19 protein-coding genes are annotated in these 19,903 nt (G+C 33.7%); 14 read left to right on the top strand and 5 right to left on the bottom strand.

The features are described 5' to 3' along the window. Window positions 1-82 precede the first annotated feature (82 nt). The 13 genes from OU788_RS07395 (at window position 83) to OU788_RS07335 (ending at window position 12,661) form a co-directional block, all read left to right on the top strand. Complete coding sequence (locus OU788_RS07395; RefSeq protein WP_274634575.1) at window positions 83-970, top strand: ATP-grasp domain-containing protein; 888 nt, start codon at window positions 83-85, stop codon at window positions 968-970. Continuing rightward, window positions 951-1,916, top strand: coding sequence for a succinylglutamate desuccinylase/aspartoacylase family protein (locus tag OU788_RS07390; RefSeq protein ID WP_274634574.1), 966 nt, complete (start codon window positions 951-953; stop codon window positions 1,914-1,916). The genes OU788_RS07395 and OU788_RS07390 overlap by 20 nt, the downstream gene beginning before the upstream one ends. A 76-nt stretch (window positions 1,917-1,992) precedes the next feature. After that, window positions 1,993-2,247 carry a hypothetical protein gene (locus tag OU788_RS07385; RefSeq protein ID WP_274634573.1) on the top strand — a complete coding sequence of 85 codons (255 nt, stop codon included), beginning with the start codon at window positions 1,993-1,995 and terminating at the stop codon, window positions 2,245-2,247. Between the two features lie 133 nt (window positions 2,248-2,380). After that, window positions 2,381-3,691 carry a DEAD/DEAH box helicase gene (locus OU788_RS07380; RefSeq protein ID WP_274634572.1) on the top strand — a complete coding sequence of 437 codons (1,311 nt, stop codon included), beginning with the start codon at window positions 2,381-2,383 and terminating at the stop codon, window positions 3,689-3,691. A 113-nt stretch (window positions 3,692-3,804) separates the two neighbouring features. Further along, a complete protein-coding gene (locus tag OU788_RS07375; RefSeq protein WP_274634571.1) occupies window positions 3,805-4,581 on the top strand; it encodes a DUF4382 domain-containing protein in 777 nt (258 codons plus the stop codon). A 193-nt stretch (window positions 4,582-4,774) separates the two neighbouring features. Then, window positions 4,775-5,359 carry a Crp/Fnr family transcriptional regulator gene (locus OU788_RS07370; RefSeq protein WP_274634570.1) on the top strand — a complete coding sequence of 195 codons (585 nt, stop codon included), beginning with the start codon at window positions 4,775-4,777 and terminating at the stop codon, window positions 5,357-5,359. Window positions 5,360-5,432: 73 nt separating this feature from the next. Further along, on the top strand, window positions 5,433-6,725 hold the full coding sequence (locus tag OU788_RS07365) for an aminopeptidase P family protein (RefSeq protein ID WP_274634569.1): 1,293 nt from the start codon (window positions 5,433-5,435) through the stop codon (window positions 6,723-6,725). Window positions 6,726-7,013: 288 nt separating this feature from the next. After that, window positions 7,014-7,454: a hypothetical protein gene (locus OU788_RS07360; protein WP_274634568.1), complete on the top strand. Its 441-nt coding sequence runs from the start codon at window positions 7,014-7,016 to the stop codon at window positions 7,452-7,454. Window positions 7,455-7,682: 228 nt separating this feature from the next. Next, a complete protein-coding gene (locus OU788_RS07355; protein WP_274634567.1) occupies window positions 7,683-8,303 on the top strand; it encodes a DUF6973 domain-containing protein in 621 nt (206 codons plus the stop codon). Beyond that, a complete protein-coding gene (locus tag OU788_RS07350) occupies window positions 8,304-8,984 on the top strand; it encodes an alpha/beta fold hydrolase (protein ID WP_274634566.1) in 681 nt (226 codons plus the stop codon). Between the two features lie 202 nt (window positions 8,985-9,186). Continuing rightward, entirely contained in the window at window positions 9,187-9,864 is a 678-nt protein-coding gene (locus OU788_RS07345; RefSeq protein WP_274634565.1) for a succinate dehydrogenase cytochrome b subunit, read from the top strand. A 15-nt stretch (window positions 9,865-9,879) separates the two neighbouring features. Then, window positions 9,880-11,895 carry a fumarate reductase/succinate dehydrogenase flavoprotein subunit gene (locus tag OU788_RS07340; protein WP_274634564.1) on the top strand — a complete coding sequence of 672 codons (2,016 nt, stop codon included), beginning with the start codon at window positions 9,880-9,882 and terminating at the stop codon, window positions 11,893-11,895. 10 nt (window positions 11,896-11,905) lie between these two features. Then, on the top strand, window positions 11,906-12,661 hold the full coding sequence (locus OU788_RS07335; RefSeq protein ID WP_274634563.1) for a succinate dehydrogenase/fumarate reductase iron-sulfur subunit: 756 nt from the start codon (window positions 11,906-11,908) through the stop codon (window positions 12,659-12,661). A 250-nt stretch (window positions 12,662-12,911) separates the two neighbouring features. Here the strand turns inward: OU788_RS07335 and OU788_RS07330 are convergent, their stop codons facing one another. The 3 genes from OU788_RS07330 to OU788_RS07320 are packed head-to-tail and all read right to left on the bottom strand — an operon-like array spanning window position 12,912 to window position 15,544. After that, window positions 12,912-14,324, bottom strand: coding sequence for an endonuclease (locus tag OU788_RS07330; RefSeq protein ID WP_274634562.1), 1,413 nt, complete (start codon window positions 14,322-14,324; stop codon window positions 12,912-12,914). 25 nt (window positions 14,325-14,349) lie between these two features. Further along, a complete protein-coding gene (locus OU788_RS07325) occupies window positions 14,350-14,958 on the bottom strand; it encodes an FAD-dependent oxidoreductase (RefSeq protein ID WP_274634561.1) in 609 nt (202 codons plus the stop codon). Between the two features lies 1 nt (window position 14,959). Then, window positions 14,960-15,544, bottom strand: coding sequence for a MarC family protein (locus OU788_RS07320; RefSeq protein ID WP_274634560.1), 585 nt, complete (start codon window positions 15,542-15,544; stop codon window positions 14,960-14,962). Between the two features lie 107 nt (window positions 15,545-15,651). On the opposite strand from OU788_RS07320, the gene OU788_RS07315 reads away from it, so the two are divergent. Next, entirely contained in the window at window positions 15,652-16,224 is a 573-nt protein-coding gene (locus OU788_RS07315) for a DUF3109 family protein (RefSeq protein ID WP_274634559.1), read from the top strand. A 107-nt stretch (window positions 16,225-16,331) separates the two neighbouring features. Here OU788_RS07315 and OU788_RS07310 read toward each other — a convergent pair whose 3' ends face one another. After that, window positions 16,332-17,018, bottom strand: coding sequence for a hypothetical protein (locus OU788_RS07310; RefSeq protein ID WP_274634558.1), 687 nt, complete (start codon window positions 17,016-17,018; stop codon window positions 16,332-16,334). Beyond that, window positions 17,015-19,903, bottom strand: a 2,889-nt coding sequence (locus tag OU788_RS07305) for a thrombospondin type 3 repeat-containing protein (RefSeq protein ID WP_274634557.1), incomplete at its 5' end; no start/stop codon positions are given. The genes OU788_RS07305 and OU788_RS07310, both read right to left, overlap by 4 nt.

Genomic DNA, 19,903 nt, shown 5'->3' with positions numbered 1-19,903 from the left:
TAACAGAAATTTGGGGTATTTCCTCCAAGTAATACACCCGCAAAAAATTATTAGATTTGTGTTAACTCAATTACATAAAGCTATGACCATTTTTATTCTTTCTGTTAGCGAACATATTTATTCAACACAAAGAATATATAAAGAAGCACTTCGTAGAGGTCATAAAGTTGAAATTATAAATCATTTAAAATGTTCTATAAAACTAGGTAAAGACAAACCTGCAATTATTTATCAAGGTAAAAACATTATTGACATTCCTGATATTATTATTCCTCGAATAGGCTTTTCTGCAATGAGGCACGGAGCTGCTGTTGTAAAAGAGTTTGAACTAAATGGAGTGTACAGTACAGCTAGTTCATCTGGTATTTTAAAAGCACAAAACAAAATAGAGACCTTACAAATAGCTAGCAGAAATGGATTGCCAATACCACAAACTGTTTTTTCTGTAGATACTGAAAATGTAGCAGAACAAATAAACTTATTAGGAGAAGCTCCTATCATAATTAAATTACAAGAAGGCACACACGGATCGGGAGTTATTTTAGCAGAAAGTAAAAAATCTGCCATTTCTATTATTGACACTTTATACAGCTCTAATACTGGTATTTTATTGCAAGAATTTATTAAAGAAAGTAATAGTGAAGATATTCGTGCTTTTGTGGTAGACGGTAAGGTAATTTCTTCAATGAAACGTAAAGGATTAGACGATGATTTTCGTTCAAACATTCATAAAGGAGGAAGTGGATGTAAAGTTACTTTAACCCCAGAAGAAGAAGAAATAGCCATTAAAGCTACTCAACTCTTAAACCTTGCTGTTGCTGGAGTGGATATGATACGTTCAAAACGAGGACCCTTATTAATTGAAGTTAACTCTACTCCTGGTTTGCAAGGAATTGAAACGTACACCAAAGACAATATCGCTAAAACTATTATTAAATTTTTAGAAGAAAATGTTCGACCAAAACTTTAAAAACGAAACCATAGAAATAAGAGGGCAAAAAATAGGATTGGGTGAATCTAAACTCATCAGAATCCCAATTGATAGATTACCTACAGGAACCCTCATAGAAATCCCTGTCTATATTTTTAACGGAGATGAAGTAGGTCCAACTATTTTATTACAGGGTGGTTTACATGGAGACGAGGTTAATAGCGTAGAATTGGTACGAAGAATGTTAATTGATAAATCGTATAAAATTCATCGTGGTTGTGTTATTGTGGTTCCTTTGTTAAATGTTTTTGGTTTCTTAAACATGTCTCGTGACATGCATGGTAAAGATGTAAACCGAAGCTTTCCTGGATCTAAAACAGGATCTTTAGCCAGTAGAATGGCATATTACCTGATAAAAGAAATAACTAACAATGTAGATTTCGCTATTGATTATCATACGGGTGGTGAACAACGCAACAACTTTCCACAAATACGATATACACCTCAAGATGAAATAGGACGTACACTAGCCAGTATTTTTAGTGCTCCATTTATGTTCGGTTCTAGCCTTATTCCGAAGTCCTTTAGAAATCAATGTTATAAAAACAATATTCCTGTAATTGTTTATGAAGGAGGAGAATCATTGCGTTTAGAAGAAAAAGCCATTCAACAAGGAATTGATGGAACACTTCGTATTCTAAAACACTTTAAAATGATACACGAAAGAGTTCAAGTTCCTGAAAATCCTTCCTCTATTCACATCAAAAAAAGAAGATGGATACGTGCTAAAGTTGCAGGACTCTTTACACCAACAGTACACAATGGTGAAAAAGTTGAAAAAGGGCAAATTTTAGGGCATATTATGGATACTTATGGAGAAACAAACTTTACCGTAAAATCTCCAGCAAATGGCTATATCATTGCTAAAAACAACTTTCCGATTATTAATATGGGAGATCCTTTATTTCACTTAGGAAACACCTAACAAACTGATTTTATTTGTTTTATAATTTATTTTTTACGTTCTTTAATTCAAATTAACTAATCAAAAATTATAAATTATGGAATTTCTTATTAGCTTATTAAGCGGTGCTGTAGGTGGTAATCTTGCAGGAGCTGTATTAAAAAAGTATTCTTTAGGTACCCTTTGGAACTCTGTTGTAGGAATTTTAGGTGGTGGCCTAGGAGCTCAATTGTTAGGAATGCTAAACATTGATATTTCTGGTATTATCGGAAACATTGTTGGAAGTGGTGTTGGTGGAGCTGTTTTACTGGTTATTGTTGGTATTATTAAAGGTGTCATGGCTAAAAGTTAAACACATATTAAAGCTAAAGAAAAGACGCCCTAAATAAGGCGTCTTTTTTATTTATAGACGAAGCCCAATAAATAGCAGTACCTTTGTAAGCTCATAGTGGTATCTTATTTTAGATTCTACTGAAGAATTATATATGACATTTACATCGTTAGGTTTATCAAAAGCTTTAGTGAAAGCTGTAACCGAAAAAGGGTACGAAACCCCCTCTCCCATTCAAGAAAAAGCAATTCCAGTTATTTTAGAAGGCAAAGACGTATTAGCTTCTGCACAAACCGGAACAGGGAAAACTGCAGGGTTTACCTTGCCTATTTTACAAAATATATCAGAAAAAAAGAATCCAAAATATCGTCCAATCAAAGCATTGGTACTAACGCCTACAAGAGAATTAGCTGCCCAGGTTTATGATAATGTTCGCGAATACAGCACCCATTTAAATATTAAATCTACCGCTATTTTTGGTGGCGTAAAACCAAGCTCTCAAATAGCAACACTTAAAAACGGAATTGATGTTTTAGTGGCTACTCCTGGTAGATTAATAGATTTACACGAGCAAAATCAACTTTCTTTAAAACGTGTTGACGTTTTGGTTTTAGATGAAGCTGACAGAATGCTTGACATGGGTTTTTTACGAGATATTAAAAAAATCATCTCTTTTTTACCTCAAAAACGTCAAAATTTGTTGTTTTCAGCAACTTTTTCTAAAGAAATAAAAAAATTAGCAGAAGGTATTTTACACAATCCTGTGTTGGTTGAAGCGGCTCCTGAAAACACAACTGCTGAAAAAGTAAATCAGAAACTATACAAAGTTCCAAAAAGCAAAAAAACCGAATTAGTCGGTCAGTTAATTTCAAAAGGAAACTGGAGTCAAGTATTAATTTTTACTCGAACTAAACACGGTGCTAACAGGTTAACTGAAAAACTAGTTAAACGAGGAATTTCTGCCGCTGCTATACACGGTAATAAAAGTCAAGGTGCAAGAACCAAAGCGTTAAAAGGCTTTAAAGACAATTCTATTCGAGTATTAGTAGCTACTGATATTGCAGCTCGTGGGTTGGATATTCCATTATTACCACACGTTATTAATTTTGAACTTCCTAATGTTCCTGAAGATTATGTACACCGAATTGGTAGAACAGGAAGAGCAGGCGCTAGTGGAGAAGCTATTTCTTTAGTGTCTCAAGAAGAGGAAGCTTACTTAAAAAGTATTGAAAAATTATTAGGACAAAAAATTATTATTTCTGAACTAGAAGGTTTTGATTTATCCACTATAAAAAATGAAGTAATTACGGAACGTTCAAACACAGAGCGTACTGAAAAAAAGACTTCTAAGAAACCTTTAAAATCTAAAAAAAAGAAGCCTACAGCTACTTCTAAAGACGCTAAAAAACACACCCCTAGAAAACGAAACAACCGCAATAGAAGAAATAGTAATAAAATATCTTAATAACAAAATTATCTCATTAGTTATCAGTAGTTTTTAGAACTTTAATCATTACGTAAAGCAATATTTCGGTAAATTTTTGGTTATATGTTGTGTATTACAAAACCAATATAATTATGAAAAAACATGTTTTTTTATTAGTTGCTTTAGCAACATTTTTTACCGCTTTTATTAGCTGCTCTAACGATGATCCAAAAACATCTCAAGTAGAGGTTCGCTTAGTTGATGCTCCTGGAGATTATGATGCAGTAAACATCGACGTACAAGACGTGATGATCAATGTAAACGATGGAGAAAACGGATGGAAGAGCTTAGGAAACGTAACCCCGCAAGTATATGACTTATTGGAGTTAACCGGAGGAGTTGAGGCTTTATTAGTTGATACCGAAATTCCTGCTGGAAAAATTAGCCAAATCCGTTTGGTTTTAGGTGAAAACAATTCGATTGTGGTAGATGGACAAACACATCCATTAGCAACCCCTAGCGCTCAACAATCAGGATTAAAATTAAATGTACACCAAGATTTAGTAGGTGGTGTTAAATACTCATTTATCTTAGATTTTATGGTTGATAAATCAATCGTAGTTGAAGGTAACGGAGGTTATAGTTTAAAACCAACCATTAGAGTAATTACTGAAGCTGCTTCAGGTGCTATTTCTGGAATGGTAAATCCTTTTGACTATCAAGTAGAGGTTAGCGCTGTTGTTGGAGAAGAAACAATTACAACTTTAACAAATGAAGAAGGTAAATTTATGTTACACGGAGTTCCAGCTGGTACTTACAACGTAACCTTTACTCCAGATGAAGCTTCTGGTTTAACACCAAAAACTGTTGAAGGAGTTAATTCTGTTCTAGGTGAAAACACCGATATGGGAACTGTTGAGCTAGAATAATTCTTATAAACATAAACTCTCAAAAAGAGGTTATTTCAAAACGTCATTTTCGCGTGTAGAGAAATTTTAACTATTACAAGTTAAGGGATATTTTTTGTAATAGAATTCTCAAATTCATTCAAAATGACATGGTATTAAATGTTTTGAAATAGCTTCTTTTTTTATATTTTTAAGCTAAAATTTATTTCCATAAATGGAAGCTTCAAAAAAAATAGTAGCACAACACCTTCAAGAAATTGTAAATGACGACGCTTTAAACAATCTCATTCCTGAGATTGTCGAGTATTTTAAAGAGTTTTCTTTGTTAAAAAACCAATATTTTGTTGAAAAAGGAGAAATTTGCTCTTATTTCTGTTTTATAGAAAGTGGTATTTTACAGCATGCTGTTGCTGTTTCTGGAGAGGAAAAAACCACTTATTTAGGTTTAAAAAATAGTTTTACCTCATCATTAAAAAGTTTTTTACAACAAACCCCTTCCCCTAAAAACATCAAAGCATTAAGTACTTGCAAACTTTGGGTTATTACGATAGATGATTTTAAATATTTAATGAAACACAACAAGGCTTTTCATCAGTTTTATTACAATTTAGTTGAACATCAAATTTTTTTAATTGACGATTACCGTATTGATCTACTAACACTAACACCAGAAGAGCGTTACAAAAAACTACTCGTAAACGAACCTAAATTGCTTCAAGAAGTTCCGCTACACTATTTAGCTTCCTTTTTAGGAATTTCTACCCGACACATGAGTAGGATTCGAAAAAACATAAATTAGCGCCAAATGGCTAATATTTGCACAGTTTCTTTCCGTATTTTTGAAGGACTTTATCAAATTTAATTGAATCATTATGAAATACGACGCAATAAACAGTCAATTATTTATAAAAAATCGTAAAAACTTTATGGCGCAAATGAAGCCAAATAGTTTAGCTGTTTTTAACTCAAACGATATATATCCTGTAAGTGCAGATAGCACTTTACCTTTTGAACAACACCGAGATATTTTCTTTTTAAGTGGTGTAGATCAAGAAGAAAGTGTGTTGGTTTTATTTCCAGATTGCCCAAAAGAAAACTTACGTGAAGTATTATTTTTACGTGAAACCAATGAACACATTGCTGTTTGGGAAGGGGAAAAACTAACCAAAGAAAAAGCCTTAGAAACTAGCGGAATTAAAAATGTACACTGGTTACAGGATTTAGAAAAAGTATTGGCTGAAATGATGGCGTTAGCTGATACGGTTTACATCAACACAAACGAGCATTACCGTGCTACTGTTGAAACTGAAACGCGTGAGGCTCGTTTTACTAAATGGTTATTAAATAAATATCCTGCACACTCTGTAGCAAAGAGCAATCCTATTTTACAACGTTTACGTTCACTAAAAGATCAAATCGAAATCGATTTAATTCAAATTGCTTGTGATATTACTGAAAAAGGATTCAGACGCGTATTAGATTTCGTAAAACCTGGTGTTTGGGAATATGAAGTAGAAGCTGAGTTTATTCATGAATTCATCAGAAACCGTTCTAAGAAATTTGCTTATACACCAATTATTGCATCAGGTAACAACGCAAACGTATTACACTATATTGAAAACAACCAACAATGTAAAGCAGGTGATTTATTATTGATGGATGTAGGGGCTGAATACGCGAATTATTCTTCAGATATGACTCGTACCATTCCTGTTTCTGGTCGTTTTACTGACAGACAAAAAGCAGTATACAATGCTGTAAACCGCGTAAAAAATGATGCTACAAAAATGTTAGTTACAGGAACTCTTTGGGCTGATTATCATGTAGAAGTTGGTAAATTAATGACTTCTGAATTATTAGGTTTAGGCTTATTAGACAAAGCAGATGTACAAAATGAAGATCCTAATTGGCCTGCTTACAAAAAGTACTTTATGCACGGAACTTCTCACCACATGGGATTAGACACGCATGACTACGGATTATTACACCAACCAATGGAAGCTAATATGGTATTTACGGTAGAACCTGGTATTTATATTCCTGAGGAAGGTTTTGGTATTCGTTTAGAAGATGATGTTGTAATTCAAGAAACTGGTGAGCCTTTTAACTTAATGCGCAACATACCTATTGAAGCAGACGAAATAGAAGATATTATGAATAAATAGTATCATTTTCCATACTTTTTAAACGCCGTTACATTTTCTAATATAAAATGTAACGGCGTTTTTATTTTTATAGTTCTTTATAAAGGAGTAAACAAAAGCTTATCGTAAAAAACAGTAAAAAATCCCTGCCAATTAGCAGGGATTTCCTTTGTTGCCTGTTTTTTTATTTTTTAAATTCAGCTCGCTCCTCATATTACTAATGAGTTTGCAAGCTTTCTACTTTATCTAGTGCATAATTAACGAGTTGTTTCTCATTAGTTTTTCTACTAACAACTAAACTATTTAATTATGGAACTAAACGAAACAAAACTACACGACTTATTAGGAAAAATAGTTACCGAAATAGGGGCTGCTGCTAATGAACCTCTTGTTACTATTGGTGACAAACTAGAATTGTACAAATCTCTTTCAGAATCTGATGCTTTATCTTCTAGTGAATTGGCAGATAAAACAAATACATCAGAAAGATATGTAAGAGAATGGTTAGCTGCACATGCTGCTTCTGGATATGTAGAGTACGATGCTACTAATAATAATTTTTATATGACTCCTGAACAAACTGCGGTTTTCGGTAATAATAAAAGTCCTGTTTTTATGCAGTTTCTTCAGTATACCATGACGAACCAAAAGTTGAAGAGGCTTTTAAAACTGGAAAAGGAATTTCTTGGGGAGACCACAACCCCTCTTTTCGCTATTTTAAAAACAATAATATCTGTTGTTTTTAGATAACATTAAAAACATAAAGAGCACATTAATTTGACCTTTTGTTAAAACTTAAATAATATCTATTCATCTTGTTAGCTGTAGTTTTACCATGTCAAAAAAGGTTGTTTGTATTAGTGTAACAAACGTATTAGTTGTGTAGTTGACCACGCGTTGCGTGGTTTTTTTTTCATTATTTTCTTACACAAAACAAGAACAAGCAAAACCCTATATCTTTGCTCTAAAATATTGTTAATGCAAAAAATACTACTCACAACTTTTCTTTTTTTAAATATTTCTTCGTTTTCTCAATCCAACTGGCAAGAATTTAAAAAATTATCTTCCCCTAAAAAAAAGTGGGTACTACTCCACCCTTTCAAGGCTAAACAAGCCTTAATTGTTTCACGTGAAGCATTAAGAGTAAGTGACTCTATAAGAGTTTCTCCCTTGTTAGATGGTGATTATTCTGGTGGAAAAGTAGATGCGTTTCGTCATGCTTTTTGGATGGCTTTGTTACAACAAGAAATTGGAAAAAATGCGGCTCGATCTCTTGGAAGAACCCATGAGAAAGAAAACTATCAAACTTTTAAAAAACAACAATTAGAAGACGGTGTTGTTCCTGATGAAATTTCTTCGGAAATGGATTTGTTTAATAACGAAATAGGGTTGTCACTTTCTGAAGAAAATGGAAAACTCCCTAAAAATGGATTAATTTACAGAGTTATTAATGCCATTCATCAAGGAAAGCTAAAAATCATCAAAAAAGACCCAAAAGGAAATTTTTTAACTTGTGATAATAAAATTATTTCTGATGAGTCTCTCAAAGGAAAATGGAAAAACAATAAATGCTTAGTCAATTCTAATTACAATCAATAAATGCAAAAGGTATACTTTATTTCAGGTACGATGTGTACGGTAGATTTGTGGCAATTTGTGTTTCCGAAATTAGAAAACATATTGCCTATCCATATTGATATTACTCCTGCAAACTCTTTTGAAGAAATCAATACGATTATTGCAAATCATATTTATACTCCAGCTACAATTGTTGGGTTTTCTTTAGGCGGATTTTCTGCTATGAACTTTGCGGTACACCATCCTGAAAAAGTAAAAAAACTAATTATAGTTGCCGCCAACACAGACGGATTGAGTGATTCAGAAATTCAACTGCGAAAAAGTACCATTGATTTTTTAGAAAAACACAACTATAAAGGAATCTCACAAGCAAGAATTCAACAATTTTTACATCCTGATAATCACAGTAATTCCAAGATTGTTTCCATCATCAAAAAAATGGATGCAGATTTAGGAAAAGAAGTATTATTACGTCAGTTAAAAGCTACTTCATCTAGAGTGAATATTTCACAAGAAGTTTCAAAATTAAACATTCCTATGCTTTTTATTACTGCGGAAAATGATGCACTTATCAATCCAAAAAAGGTAAAAGAGTTTGCACAAACAACTAAAAACGGAAAGAATATTACCATTAAAAATTGCGGACACATGATTCCGTTAGAAAAGCCCTTGGAGCTAGCTCATATTTTAAATTTGGTTTGATTCTTAACCTTTAAACAACTAACTTCGCTATCAGACGATATCAATCATTAAAACGACGAATATCTTAACCGATAACGAAACCCTTTCAAAAAAACCCTCTATTTAAACCCATTCTAAATATTTAAGAAAACAATTCGTAAAGTTTGTTCAAGTAATGCGTTCCGCTTAAATTTGTCTTATTATTTAATCAATCAACAAAATAATGAGCGGATTACTAAAATCTTCTATTGGAAGAAAATTTGCCATGGCACTTTCGGCATTCTTCCTGATGTTTTTCTTATTACAACATTTTGCAATTAACATCACCTCAATTTTTCCAGATAACGGAGCTACATTCAACAAACTATCTCATTTTATGGGAACTAACGGTTTGGTACAGTATGTAATGCAACCAATCTTAATTTTTGGTGTCGTTTTTCACTTTGTAATGGGATTCATCTTAGAAATGAAAAACAACAGTGCACGTAAAGTAAGTTATGCTAAAAATAACGGAGCTGCGAACTCTACTTGGATGAGTAGAAACATGATTTATAGTGGAGCCGCTATTTTAGCGTTTATTGTATTACACTTTATCGATTTTTGGTTTCCAGAAATCAACACCAAATTCATTCAAGGTGATTGGAGTGGTTTACACGATGGAGAGTTTAGATACTTCCACGAGTTACAACACAAATTTGTAAGTCCACTTAGAGTAGGTGCTTATGTAATTGCTTTTGTTTTCTTAGCATTACACTTATTACACGGATTTAGCTCTGCATTCCAATCAGTTGGAGCAAATAACAAATATACCAGAGGGTTGAAAACATTTGGTAAAATATATGCTATTGGTATTCCAGCAGGATTTATCATCATTGCATTATTCCACCATTTCAACCACTAATAAAACCACTTAAATATGGCAATTTTAGATTCAAAAATACCAAAAGGTCCATTAAAAGATAAGTGGACAACTTATAAAGATAAAATCGACTTGGTAAACCCTGCTAACAAGCGTTTAATTGACGTAATTGTAGTAGGTACTGGTTTAGCAGGTGGTTCTGCTTGTGCAACTTTAGCAGAATTAGGATACAACGTTAAAGCATTTGCTTACCAAGATTCTCCTCGTCGTGCGCACTCTATTGCAGCACAAGGAGGTATTAACGCAGCAAAGAACTATCAAGGAGATGGAGATTCTTTTTACCGCTTATTTTACGATACTGTAAAAGGTGGAGATTACCGTTCTCGTGAGGCTAACGTTTATCGTTTAGCTGAGGTTTCTGCAAACATCATCGATCAATGTGTGGCGCAAGGTGTTCCTTTTGCTCGTGATTATGGTGGACAATTAGATAACCGTTCGTTTGGTGGGGTATTAGTATCTCGTACTTTCTACGCGAAAGGACAAACAGGTCAGCAGTTATTATTAGGAGCGTATTCTGCAATGAACCGTCAAATAGCTCGTGGTAAGATTGAAATGTTCAATCGTCATGAAATGTTAGACGTTGTTATTGTTGATGGAAAAGCACGTGGAATTATAGCTCGTAACTTAGTTACTGGTGAAATTGAGCGTCACTCAGCACACGCAGTAGTAATTGCTTCTGGTGGATACGGAAACGTATATTTCTTATCAACCAACGCAATGGGATCTAACGCAACAGCTGCTTGGAAAATTCATAAAAAGGGAGCATTCTTTGCAAACCCTTGTTATACACAAATTCACCCAACATGTATTCCTCGTTCGGGAGATTATCAGTCTAAATTAACCTTAATGTCAGAGTCGTTACGTAACGACGGACGTATTTGGGTTCCGAAGAAAATGGAAGATGTATTAGCTATTAGAGAAGGTAAATTAAAGCCAACTCAAATCGCTGAAGAAGATAGAGATTACTACTTAGAAAGAAGATATCCTGCCTTTGGTAACTTAGTACCTCGTGATGTAGCTTCTCGTGCTGCTAAAGAGCGTTGTGATGCTGGTTATGGTGTAAATGCTACTGGTGAAGCTGTTTACTTAGATTTTAAATCAGCTATTGAGCGTTACGGTAAAGAGCAAGCAAAATTAAAAGGTATTGAAAACCCTTCTGCAACTAAAATCACTGAATTAGGTGAAGCTATTGTAGAAGCTAAATATGGAAACTTATTCCAAATGTATGAGAAGATTGTAGATGACAATCCATACAAAACACCAATGATGATTTATCCTGCAACGCACTATACAATGGGAGGAATTTGGGTAGATTATAACTTAATGACAACGATTCCTGGTTGTTATGCTATTGGTGAAGCAAACTTCTCTGATCACGGTGCAAACCGTTTAGGAGCTTCTGCTTTAATGCAAGGTTTAGCTGACGGATATTTCGTGTTACCTTATACAATTGGTGATTATTTATCAAATGATATCCGTACAGGAAAAATTTCAACTGAAACAAAAGAATTTGAAGAAGCTGAAAAAGCGGTTAAAGATCGTATTGATTTCTTCATCAACAATAACGGAGAGCATTCTGTAGATTACTACCACAAGAAATTAGGAAAAATCATGTGGGATAAATGTGGAATGGCGCGTAACGAACAAGGTTTAAAAGAAGCAATGGCTGAAATTAAAGAGTTACGTGAAGATTTCTGGAAAAACGTAAAAGTTCCTGGAGAAGCTAACGAAATGAATCCTGAATTAGAAAAAGCAGGAAGAGTTGCTGATTTCTTAGAATTAGGAGAATTATTCGCTAAAGATGCCTTAAACAGAACTGAATCCTGTGGAGGACACTTTAGAGAAGAGTCTGTTGAATTAGATGGACCTCAAAAAGGAGAAGCTAAACGTGATGATGCTAACTTTGCTTACGTTGCTGCTTGGGAATATAAAGGTGAACCAGCTGATGCTGTTTTACACAAAGAAGAATTAGAGTTTAACGATATTGAACTAAAACAACGTTCATACAAATAAGAAAAGAGATATGAGTAACATGAATCTTACGCTAAAAATTTGGAGACAAAAAGGAGCGAACGATAAAGGAAAAATGGTCGAATATAAGGTGACCGATATTTCTGAGCATATGTCTTTCTTAGAAATGATGGACGTATTAAACGAACAATTGGTAAATACTGGTGAAGAGCCTGTAGCATTCGACCACGACTGTCGTGAAGGAATTTGCGGTATGTGTTCAATGTATATCAACGGTGAAGCACACGGACCAGACCGTGGTGTAACTACTTGTCAGTTACACATGCGTATGTTTAACGATGGTGATACAATTACAATTGAGCCATTTAGAGCTGCTGCTTTCCCTGTAATTAAAGATTTAGTAGTTGACAGAGGTTCTTTTGAAAGAATTCAACAAGCAGGAGGATACATCTCTGTAAACACTTCTGGAAACACTACCGATGCGAATGCAATCTTAGTTCCTAAAGAAGATGCTGATAAAGCAATGGATGCTGCAACTTGTATTGGTTGTGGTGCTTGTGTAGCTACTTGTAAAAACTCATCTGCAATGTTATTTGTAGGAGCAAAAGTATCTCAATACGCTTTATTACCTCAAGGACAAGTAGAAGCTACTGAACGTGTTAAAAACATGGTAGCTCAAATGGATTTAGAAGGTTTTGGTAACTGTACTAACACTGGAGCTTGTGAGGTTGAATGTCCGAAAGGAATTTCTTTAGAAAATATTGCTCGTATGAACTCTGAGTTCTTAAAAGCTAGTTTTAAAGGATAAGACTTTATAATTTTATAGATAAAAAAACCGAAGCAAATGCTTCGGGCTGTTTTTTTATGTTCAATTATATCAATTTTCACTCATTCTTAAATTTATTACGCTTGTGCCTTTTTCCGTTCTGTAAACTTAAAAAGAAAATACATTTGCCACTATTGATTACAATATGATAATCTGTGGGGGACTATCTATTACAAAATCAAAAAAGCCTGAGCATCTGCTCAGGCTTTTCAATTATAGTAAAAATAAATCGTTACTTCCAGGTGTTATCCGCTTCACTACCATCCCATATTAGAGTAGCTAAATACGGATTATCAATAAATGGATTTCTATTTCCTTGATTATTAGCTACAACATTATTACGTTGTATTTCTAAATCAGACACAGGGTCGTCAGCATTCCATTCTAACAACAAAGCAACCATATTACTGTCAGAAGCTACTGTAGAACCTACAGCTACATTTTTTGGTAAACATTGACTCCCATATCGTAAATACATATACATCATCATACGCGCTACATCACCTTTCCATTCATCACCTGGATACCAGTTTCCAGAAACATCACCAGCATTACCTGAGCCAGCAGCAAATTTTTTACTCGATCTATCATTATTAAATTTAACATCAGAAGGTCTTAAATGATGTGCATCTGCACCAGGTCCAGATGTTCCTAAATTCGGGTTTCCTAAAGACTTAGGGTATACATGTTCTCTATTCCAATCAGTTCCTTGTGCGCCTCCATTTGCATCTTTACTACGAGTTCTATCTGTTACATAATTTCCGTCATTATCATCATACCCGTAAATTAAGACTACTTTGCTATTATCTGTAGGATCTAAATCAGATTGTTTTAATACATCCCATACACCAGGAGTATATGATAAGTTGGTAGTATGTGTACCTATTATCGTTGTAGCTAATTCTTCTTTTAGGTCATTACCCGTCAAATTAAAATCGGTATTTTTATAATATTCAGCTAATTCAGAAGGTATATTAAAACTCCCTGCATTATTAGAAGGCTCTTCTACCTTAATAGTTATAGTGGCTGTAGAACAACTTTTTGTAGTATCATCATCACAAATTGTATATGTAAATGTGTCATTACCTACAAAATCAGCTTGTGGCACATATTTTATTGTTCCATTGCTATTTAAGGTAACCGATCCATTTGTGCTAGAATTATCAATAGATTCAAATTCTGCATCATCAATTAGATTGTCATTTTCTAAGAAATTACTAATCGTAATTTCTGTGTTTTTTTGTGTAGTATAAGCATCATCTTTTGCTTCTGGATTTCCTTGATCTACAACAGTTATACTTACTGTTGCTGTTGCACATTTATCTTCTTCTTTTGTACTACAAATAGTATAAGTAAAAGAATCTGCACCTACAAAGCTTTTAGCTGGCGTATAAGTTATTTTATTGTTGGTTTGAACTATAATACCATTTTCATTAGAGGTTGTTGGGAACGACACTTCTATACTTCCTTGCGTATACGTATCATTTGATAAGAAGTTTAATTCAGAAGCTGTATCTTCGGTTACTTCATAAGAGTCATTTACAGCGACAACCTTTTCTTCTTTTGGGGGTATAACTTCGCTATCGCTACCTCCACAATTCACAAACAATGCTAACATTGCTATGAGTCCAATTACTTTCTTCATAATCTACTACTATTGATAATTATTCTTATTTATTCTTATCGTGTACTTTGGTTGGTATGTGATCATTCCATACCGTTAAAATATCTGTTGCAACACTTGCTCCACTTCCAGCAGCAATGGCAAACTGACTCCGCCAACCCGCTAAGGTTCCGCAAACATACAATCCGTCTTTAATTAAATGGTTAAAGTTACGTAGTTGTATCCTATCTTTCATTGCATTAGCTCGTATATGCTTTTCTACATATTGCTCTAAGCCAGCAATTTCAAATGGTTTTGCATAGTTTAATGCAATCACTACCATTTTACTTATATACTCTCCTTTATTAGTGATTATTTTATACCCTTCACCTTCATCCAGAACTGCTACTACCTTTTCATTCTCAATTTGAATAACTTCAGGATAGATTTCTTCTAGCTGTTTTTTTCCTTCCTCTAAAATATCTTTCCCTAGAGTTCCAGGAACCAAACCTAGCACATTATTAAATAAAGCATCTTGTAAATGAGAAGCTCGTTGGTGCATAATAATTCCAACCTTTTTTCCTTCAGCATATTCTTTGCTTAATGCAGAACCTAAAACTAAGGCGCATTGCATTCCAGCAACGCCTCCTCCAACAACTAATACGTCAAAATTCATTTTATGCTAGTAATATTTTAATATTGGCTGCAAATAATTTAACTGCAATTGCTAGTAGCACAACTCCAAATATTTTTCTAATAATGTTAATTCCGTTTGGACCTATTACACGTTCAATTTTAGAAGATGTTTTTAACACGATGTAAATTACAATTACATTTAACAATACTGCTACTATGATGTTTTCTAAACTAAACTCTGCACGTAAAGAAAGTAAGGTTGTTAAACTCCCTGGACCTGCAATTAATGGGAATGCTAACGGAAAAACTGTTGCGCTTAAAGCCTCTTCTTCATCATCACTTCTATATAAGGTAATTCCTAAAATCATTTCTAATGCTAAGAAAAATAGGATAAAAGCTCCTGCTACTGCAAAAGAATGGACGTCTATACCAATTAAATTTAATAGTCTTTGTCCTAAAAATAAAAATAGAATCATAATAAAACCTGCAATAACTGAGGCTTTTTCTGATTGAATGTGCCCTACTTTTTTACGTAAATCGATAATAATAGGAATGTTTCCAACAATATCAATTACCGCGAATAATACCATAAAGGCTGTAAAAATTTCTTTAAAGTTAAAGTTCATAGTTGATGTTTTTCGTGTGCAAAATTATATAAGTAATGTTACAATCTAGTATTTTTGCATTTAAATTTACGTGAAGTCATATAAACTTCCAACTTTAAATACATTTTATGTTTCAATTAGGAAAAACCATCGTTTCAGAAGATCTTATAGAAAAAGAGTTTGTCTGTAACTTATCTGCTTGTAAAGGTGCTTGTTGTATTGATGGTGATGCAGGTGCTCCGTTAGAAAAAGAAGAAACCAAAATATTGGAAGAAATTTATCCTAAAATTAAACCTTTTTTACGCAAAGAAGGTATTGAAGCTATTGAAAAACAAGGAACTTGGATAACTAGCGATTTTGGAGAATTAGAAACTCCTTTAATCAATGATGCCGATTGTGCTTATGTTATTTTTGATGATAAAGGAACTGCCTTGTGTGCTATTGAAGAAGCCTATAACCAAGGAATTGTAGATTGGAAAAAACCTGTTTCTTGTCATTTATATCCTGTTCGTGTAAAAGATTATAGTGAGTTTGCTGCAGTTAATTACCATAAATGGGAAATTTGTGATGATGCTTGCTCTTTAGGAAAAGAACTGCAAGTACCTGTATACAAATTTGTAAAACAAGCTTTAATTAGAAAGTTTGGTCAGAATTGGTACGATGAACTTGAAAAAGTTGCAGAAAAGTATTTAAATAAATAAGTTCAATAAAAAACGACGCTGAATAGCGTTGCAGAAAAGTATTTAAATAAATAAGTTCAATAAAAAACGACGCTGAATAGCGTCGTTTTTTATTCTAAACTCTTGTTTTATTTTACTGTAAAACTCCATATTTGCCCAATCGATTTTGCTCCTGCATTATCAATTGTATTTACTTTCCAATAGTAAGTTTTTCCTGACTCGACAGTTGCCTCTACACTATTGGTGCTTATACCTTCTTCTTTTAACGTTGTTGGAGTTGCATCTTCACCAAAATAAACATCATAGGTTAAGGTATCTCCTGTATTAGAATCGGCTCCTTTCCACTCTAAAGTAACCGTTAGTTCATCCACTGCGTCCTCGTCTGCTGGTTTCACTAATTCTGCCGTAAAGGGTGCTATATTGCTCTCTCCATCTGCTTTTGTATAAAAAGCAAATACTGATGACGGCTCACCTTGCTTTCCTTTATTATCTACTGCAGTAACTCTCCAGTAATATGCTACCCCTTTTTCTAAAGTAATTGTAGCTTGAGAATTACTTACTGTTTGTGATTTAGCAATATTGGTTAATTCTCTGTTTTTTGAGATTTCTACTTTGTAACTAATATTATCATTATTAGGGTCTGTAGCATCGCTCCAATCAAATGGAATACTATTATCTATACATAATAAATTTTCTGTAGGATATACCAAGTTTACACTTGTTGGTGCTTCATTTACAGGTTCTTTGCTTCCGCCTCCACAAGCCACAAATAAAGGAAGTGAAAATAGGGCGATTGTTTTTATTGCTTTTCTCATCGTTTTAAAACTTTAAATGTGTTGGTGTTTTCGTTTCCTACTTTAAGGATATAGGTTCCTGAATTGAATCCGTTAAAAGGAATTGATAATTCGTTCCCTTGTTTCTCAAAACTTCCATCTAACACTATTTTTCCTTTAGTATCGTACACTTTTATTTCAAAACTTGATGCTGCGTTATTTGGTAATAACAAATCAATAGTTTCTGAAACTGGGTTTCTTTTCAAGAAAATATTATCAATAATTTCAGTCAGCTTTCCTTCACATGCTTTGGCAGTTTTAACTTCTAAAACTCCACTATTTTTAGTATTTACATCAAATGTTGATGTCGTAAATGTATCTAGTATGTTTCCGTTTAAATATACTGTATATGGTGCCGTTCCTGAGGTTACACTAACCGTATAGTTTTGAGATACTTCATTTTTAGCCAATCTTAATGCTACTGGATTAGATGCTGTAATATTAACTTCATAACATTGAACATAATCATCTCTATCATTAACTTTTACGCATACTTCGTAAGTTCCTGGAGCTAAATCTGAGAACGTAATTGAAGCGGTTGTTAATTGCTCGGTTACATCTGTTGAAGTTCCTTTAACAGTTACTGTATAACTTACATAGGTTTGTTTTGCCTCTACTACTATTTTTCCATCGTTTTGATCAACACAAGTTTCTGAAATTGTTTTAACAGAAATGTTATCTGCATTCTTATAACTCGTATCACACACATCACCTATACCATTACCGTTAGTATCTGCTTGATCTGGATTTTTTGTAGTTAAACAGTTATCCACATCATCCATTACACCATCGTCATCGGTATCTTGACACGCATCTCCTATTCCATTATTATCAATATCTGTTTGATTTGGATTTGCTGTGTTAGGACAGTTATCATCAACATCTAAAACACCATCTTCATCTGTATCTTGACACACATCTCCTATTCCATTATTATCAATATCTGCTTGGTCTGCATTTGCTGTATTAGGGCAGTTATCAACTCCGTTTAACACACCGTCTCCATCAGCATCTCCATTAGGGTCAATTGTAAATTTTCCAGAGAAAATACCTCTACCATAAGTAGCTGCAAAAACAGTATTGTCATTTCTTAAATCTAGATCTAAAACAGGTACATTACTCATACCGTTATACGATTGAGACCAATTTGGTGAAGCATCATCAAAGTTTTGTGTTTTCCACACACCTAAATCGGTACCTATAATAACCTCATTAGTGCTTAGTGGATTTTGCAAAATAGCTTTTACTGGAATATCTGGTAAATTTCCTTCTTTACTTACCCAGTTAGCCCCTCCATCATTTGTATACCAGATATTTTGTACTCCGTAATTGTGCATCGTAACAAATATTTGGTTTTCATTAACACCGAATTCAATATCAGAAACTGATCCGATAAACTCTGGACCTGTAATTTCTGACCAAGTTCCTGAACCTGAATTTGCTTCTTCAACCTTTAATAGTTTTCCATTTTTTAGTCCAAGATATAACTTGCTTGAAGTTGTTGTATGGGGGGAAACTTTCAACGCTGAAGGTTCTGCATCCATTAATGAATTAGATAATGGTTGCTTTATTACTGCAGTAGATAGAATATTTGAATACCTTCTTACTATATAATTCGTTCCTGATGAATAATTTGAGTATAGAATATTCAAATTTGAATCTAGTTCTTCTTGGTTAATGAAATCACCATTTGCGGCATCTTCATCGTTAATTACAATTACTTCATCAGTTGCTAAATTCTTTAATTCTATTGCTTGATTGTACACATAATTAACTATGTAATATTTATCTGTTCCGTCTGTATCAAAGAAGCTAGCTGCTCCGTCTCCTCCAAAAACTCTTTCAGCACTATTTATCCCTTCTGTAGCATCTGCTATTAATCGAGTACCGTTATCTTGTGCACCCGCTAAAAAGTATTCTTTTCCGTCAAAAGCAGTTGTGGGTGCTACTCCAACAGTATAAAATTGAACCGTGTTATAATTATTATTTCTTTCTGTTATAATAAATCCAGAATTATTAGAAAAGTATACTCCCCCATCATTTCCAAAAATCATTCTAGTTGAAGATGCAAATGCTATCCCATGGTGATCTGCATGTACGTATTGTTTTCCAAAACCTCCATACCAGTGAGATAGTTGATTCCAAGAGCTTCCTCCATCGGTAGATTTAAATAAATCTATTCCTCCTACATACACTACATTTTCATCGTTTGGATCTACTTTTATTAACAAATCATAAAAAGCCTGACCTCTTGTAAAGTCGTTCGCAGCTATATCTGTATCTGCATCATTTGGTAAGGCTGTTTCATTTACTGTTGTAAATCCGTTAGTAGTTTTGAATATTTTTACTGGGGCAGTTGAATCATTTATTTCAGCTAAAACATAAATTGTTCCTGCATTCGTAGGTGAAAGTGCTATTTCAGTTCTTAGTCCATTGTCTATAGAATGTACCAAATTAAAATTATCTCCATCTGTCGACTTAAAAATAGCTCCTCCTCCATCACCAAAAGTAAAACTTGCAGTAGTGCTCACATAAATTGAGTTGTCTGAAGCTATTTCAATATTATTAGGCTCATAATCATTACCTCCAGAAGTTTTTGGAAAATTTACCTTTGTAAAAGTTGTGCCGTCTGTAGATTTATACACCCCTATTTTGTCTCCTCCTAATGAAACTCCTCCAGTATATCCTGCTTCTCCAGCAGCTAGATATACCTCAGAAACTCCAGAGTTATTTCGAACTACAATATCATTTATATGCTGAACCCCAGGAACAACAGTTGAATTTACTGCATTTTCATTGGTTTTTGTTAAAGTACCACTTACTGTGCTAGAAGCAATTGATGTAATTAAAGCATCTCCATCTTCTTT

Source organism: Tenacibaculum sp. L6 (assembly GCF_028823685.1).
GTDB lineage: Bacteria > Bacteroidota > Bacteroidia > Flavobacteriales > Flavobacteriaceae > Polaribacter.
This window is presented reverse-complemented; position numbering and strand designations above follow the sequence as displayed.

Excerpts from the sequence above, each read along its gene's own strand:
- OU788_RS07395 (WP_274634575.1), top strand. The coding sequence starts at position 83 with ATGACCATTTTTATTCTTTCTGTTAGCGAACATATTTATTCAACACAA.
- OU788_RS07390 (WP_274634574.1), top strand. The coding sequence starts at position 951 with ATGTTCGACCAAAACTTTAAAAACGAAACCATAGAAATAAGAGGGCAA.
- OU788_RS07385 (WP_274634573.1), top strand. The coding sequence starts at position 1,993 with ATGGAATTTCTTATTAGCTTATTAAGCGGTGCTGTAGGTGGTAATCTT.
- OU788_RS07380 (WP_274634572.1), top strand. The coding sequence starts at position 2,381 with ATGACATTTACATCGTTAGGTTTATCAAAAGCTTTAGTGAAAGCTGTA.
- OU788_RS07375 (WP_274634571.1), top strand. The coding sequence starts at position 3,805 with ATGAAAAAACATGTTTTTTTATTAGTTGCTTTAGCAACATTTTTTACC.
- OU788_RS07370 (WP_274634570.1), top strand. The coding sequence starts at position 4,775 with ATGGAAGCTTCAAAAAAAATAGTAGCACAACACCTTCAAGAAATTGTA.
- OU788_RS07365 (WP_274634569.1), top strand. The coding sequence starts at position 5,433 with ATGAAATACGACGCAATAAACAGTCAATTATTTATAAAAAATCGTAAA.
- OU788_RS07360 (WP_274634568.1), top strand. The coding sequence starts at position 7,014 with ATGGAACTAAACGAAACAAAACTACACGACTTATTAGGAAAAATAGTT.
- OU788_RS07355 (WP_274634567.1), top strand. The coding sequence starts at position 7,683 with ATGCAAAAAATACTACTCACAACTTTTCTTTTTTTAAATATTTCTTCG.
- OU788_RS07350 (WP_274634566.1), top strand. The coding sequence starts at position 8,304 with ATGCAAAAGGTATACTTTATTTCAGGTACGATGTGTACGGTAGATTTG.
- OU788_RS07345 (WP_274634565.1), top strand. The coding sequence starts at position 9,187 with ATGAGCGGATTACTAAAATCTTCTATTGGAAGAAAATTTGCCATGGCA.
- OU788_RS07340 (WP_274634564.1), top strand. The coding sequence starts at position 9,880 with ATGGCAATTTTAGATTCAAAAATACCAAAAGGTCCATTAAAAGATAAG.
- OU788_RS07335 (WP_274634563.1), top strand. The coding sequence starts at position 11,906 with ATGAGTAACATGAATCTTACGCTAAAAATTTGGAGACAAAAAGGAGCG.
- OU788_RS07330 (WP_274634562.1), bottom strand. The coding sequence starts at position 14,324 with ATGAAGAAAGTAATTGGACTCATAGCAATGTTAGCATTGTTTGTGAAT.
- OU788_RS07325 (WP_274634561.1), bottom strand. The coding sequence starts at position 14,958 with ATGAATTTTGACGTATTAGTTGTTGGAGGAGGCGTTGCTGGAATGCAA.
- OU788_RS07320 (WP_274634560.1), bottom strand. The coding sequence starts at position 15,544 with ATGAACTTTAACTTTAAAGAAATTTTTACAGCCTTTATGGTATTATTC.
- OU788_RS07315 (WP_274634559.1), top strand. The coding sequence starts at position 15,652 with ATGTTTCAATTAGGAAAAACCATCGTTTCAGAAGATCTTATAGAAAAA.
- OU788_RS07310 (WP_274634558.1), bottom strand. The coding sequence starts at position 17,018 with ATGAGAAAAGCAATAAAAACAATCGCCCTATTTTCACTTCCTTTATTT.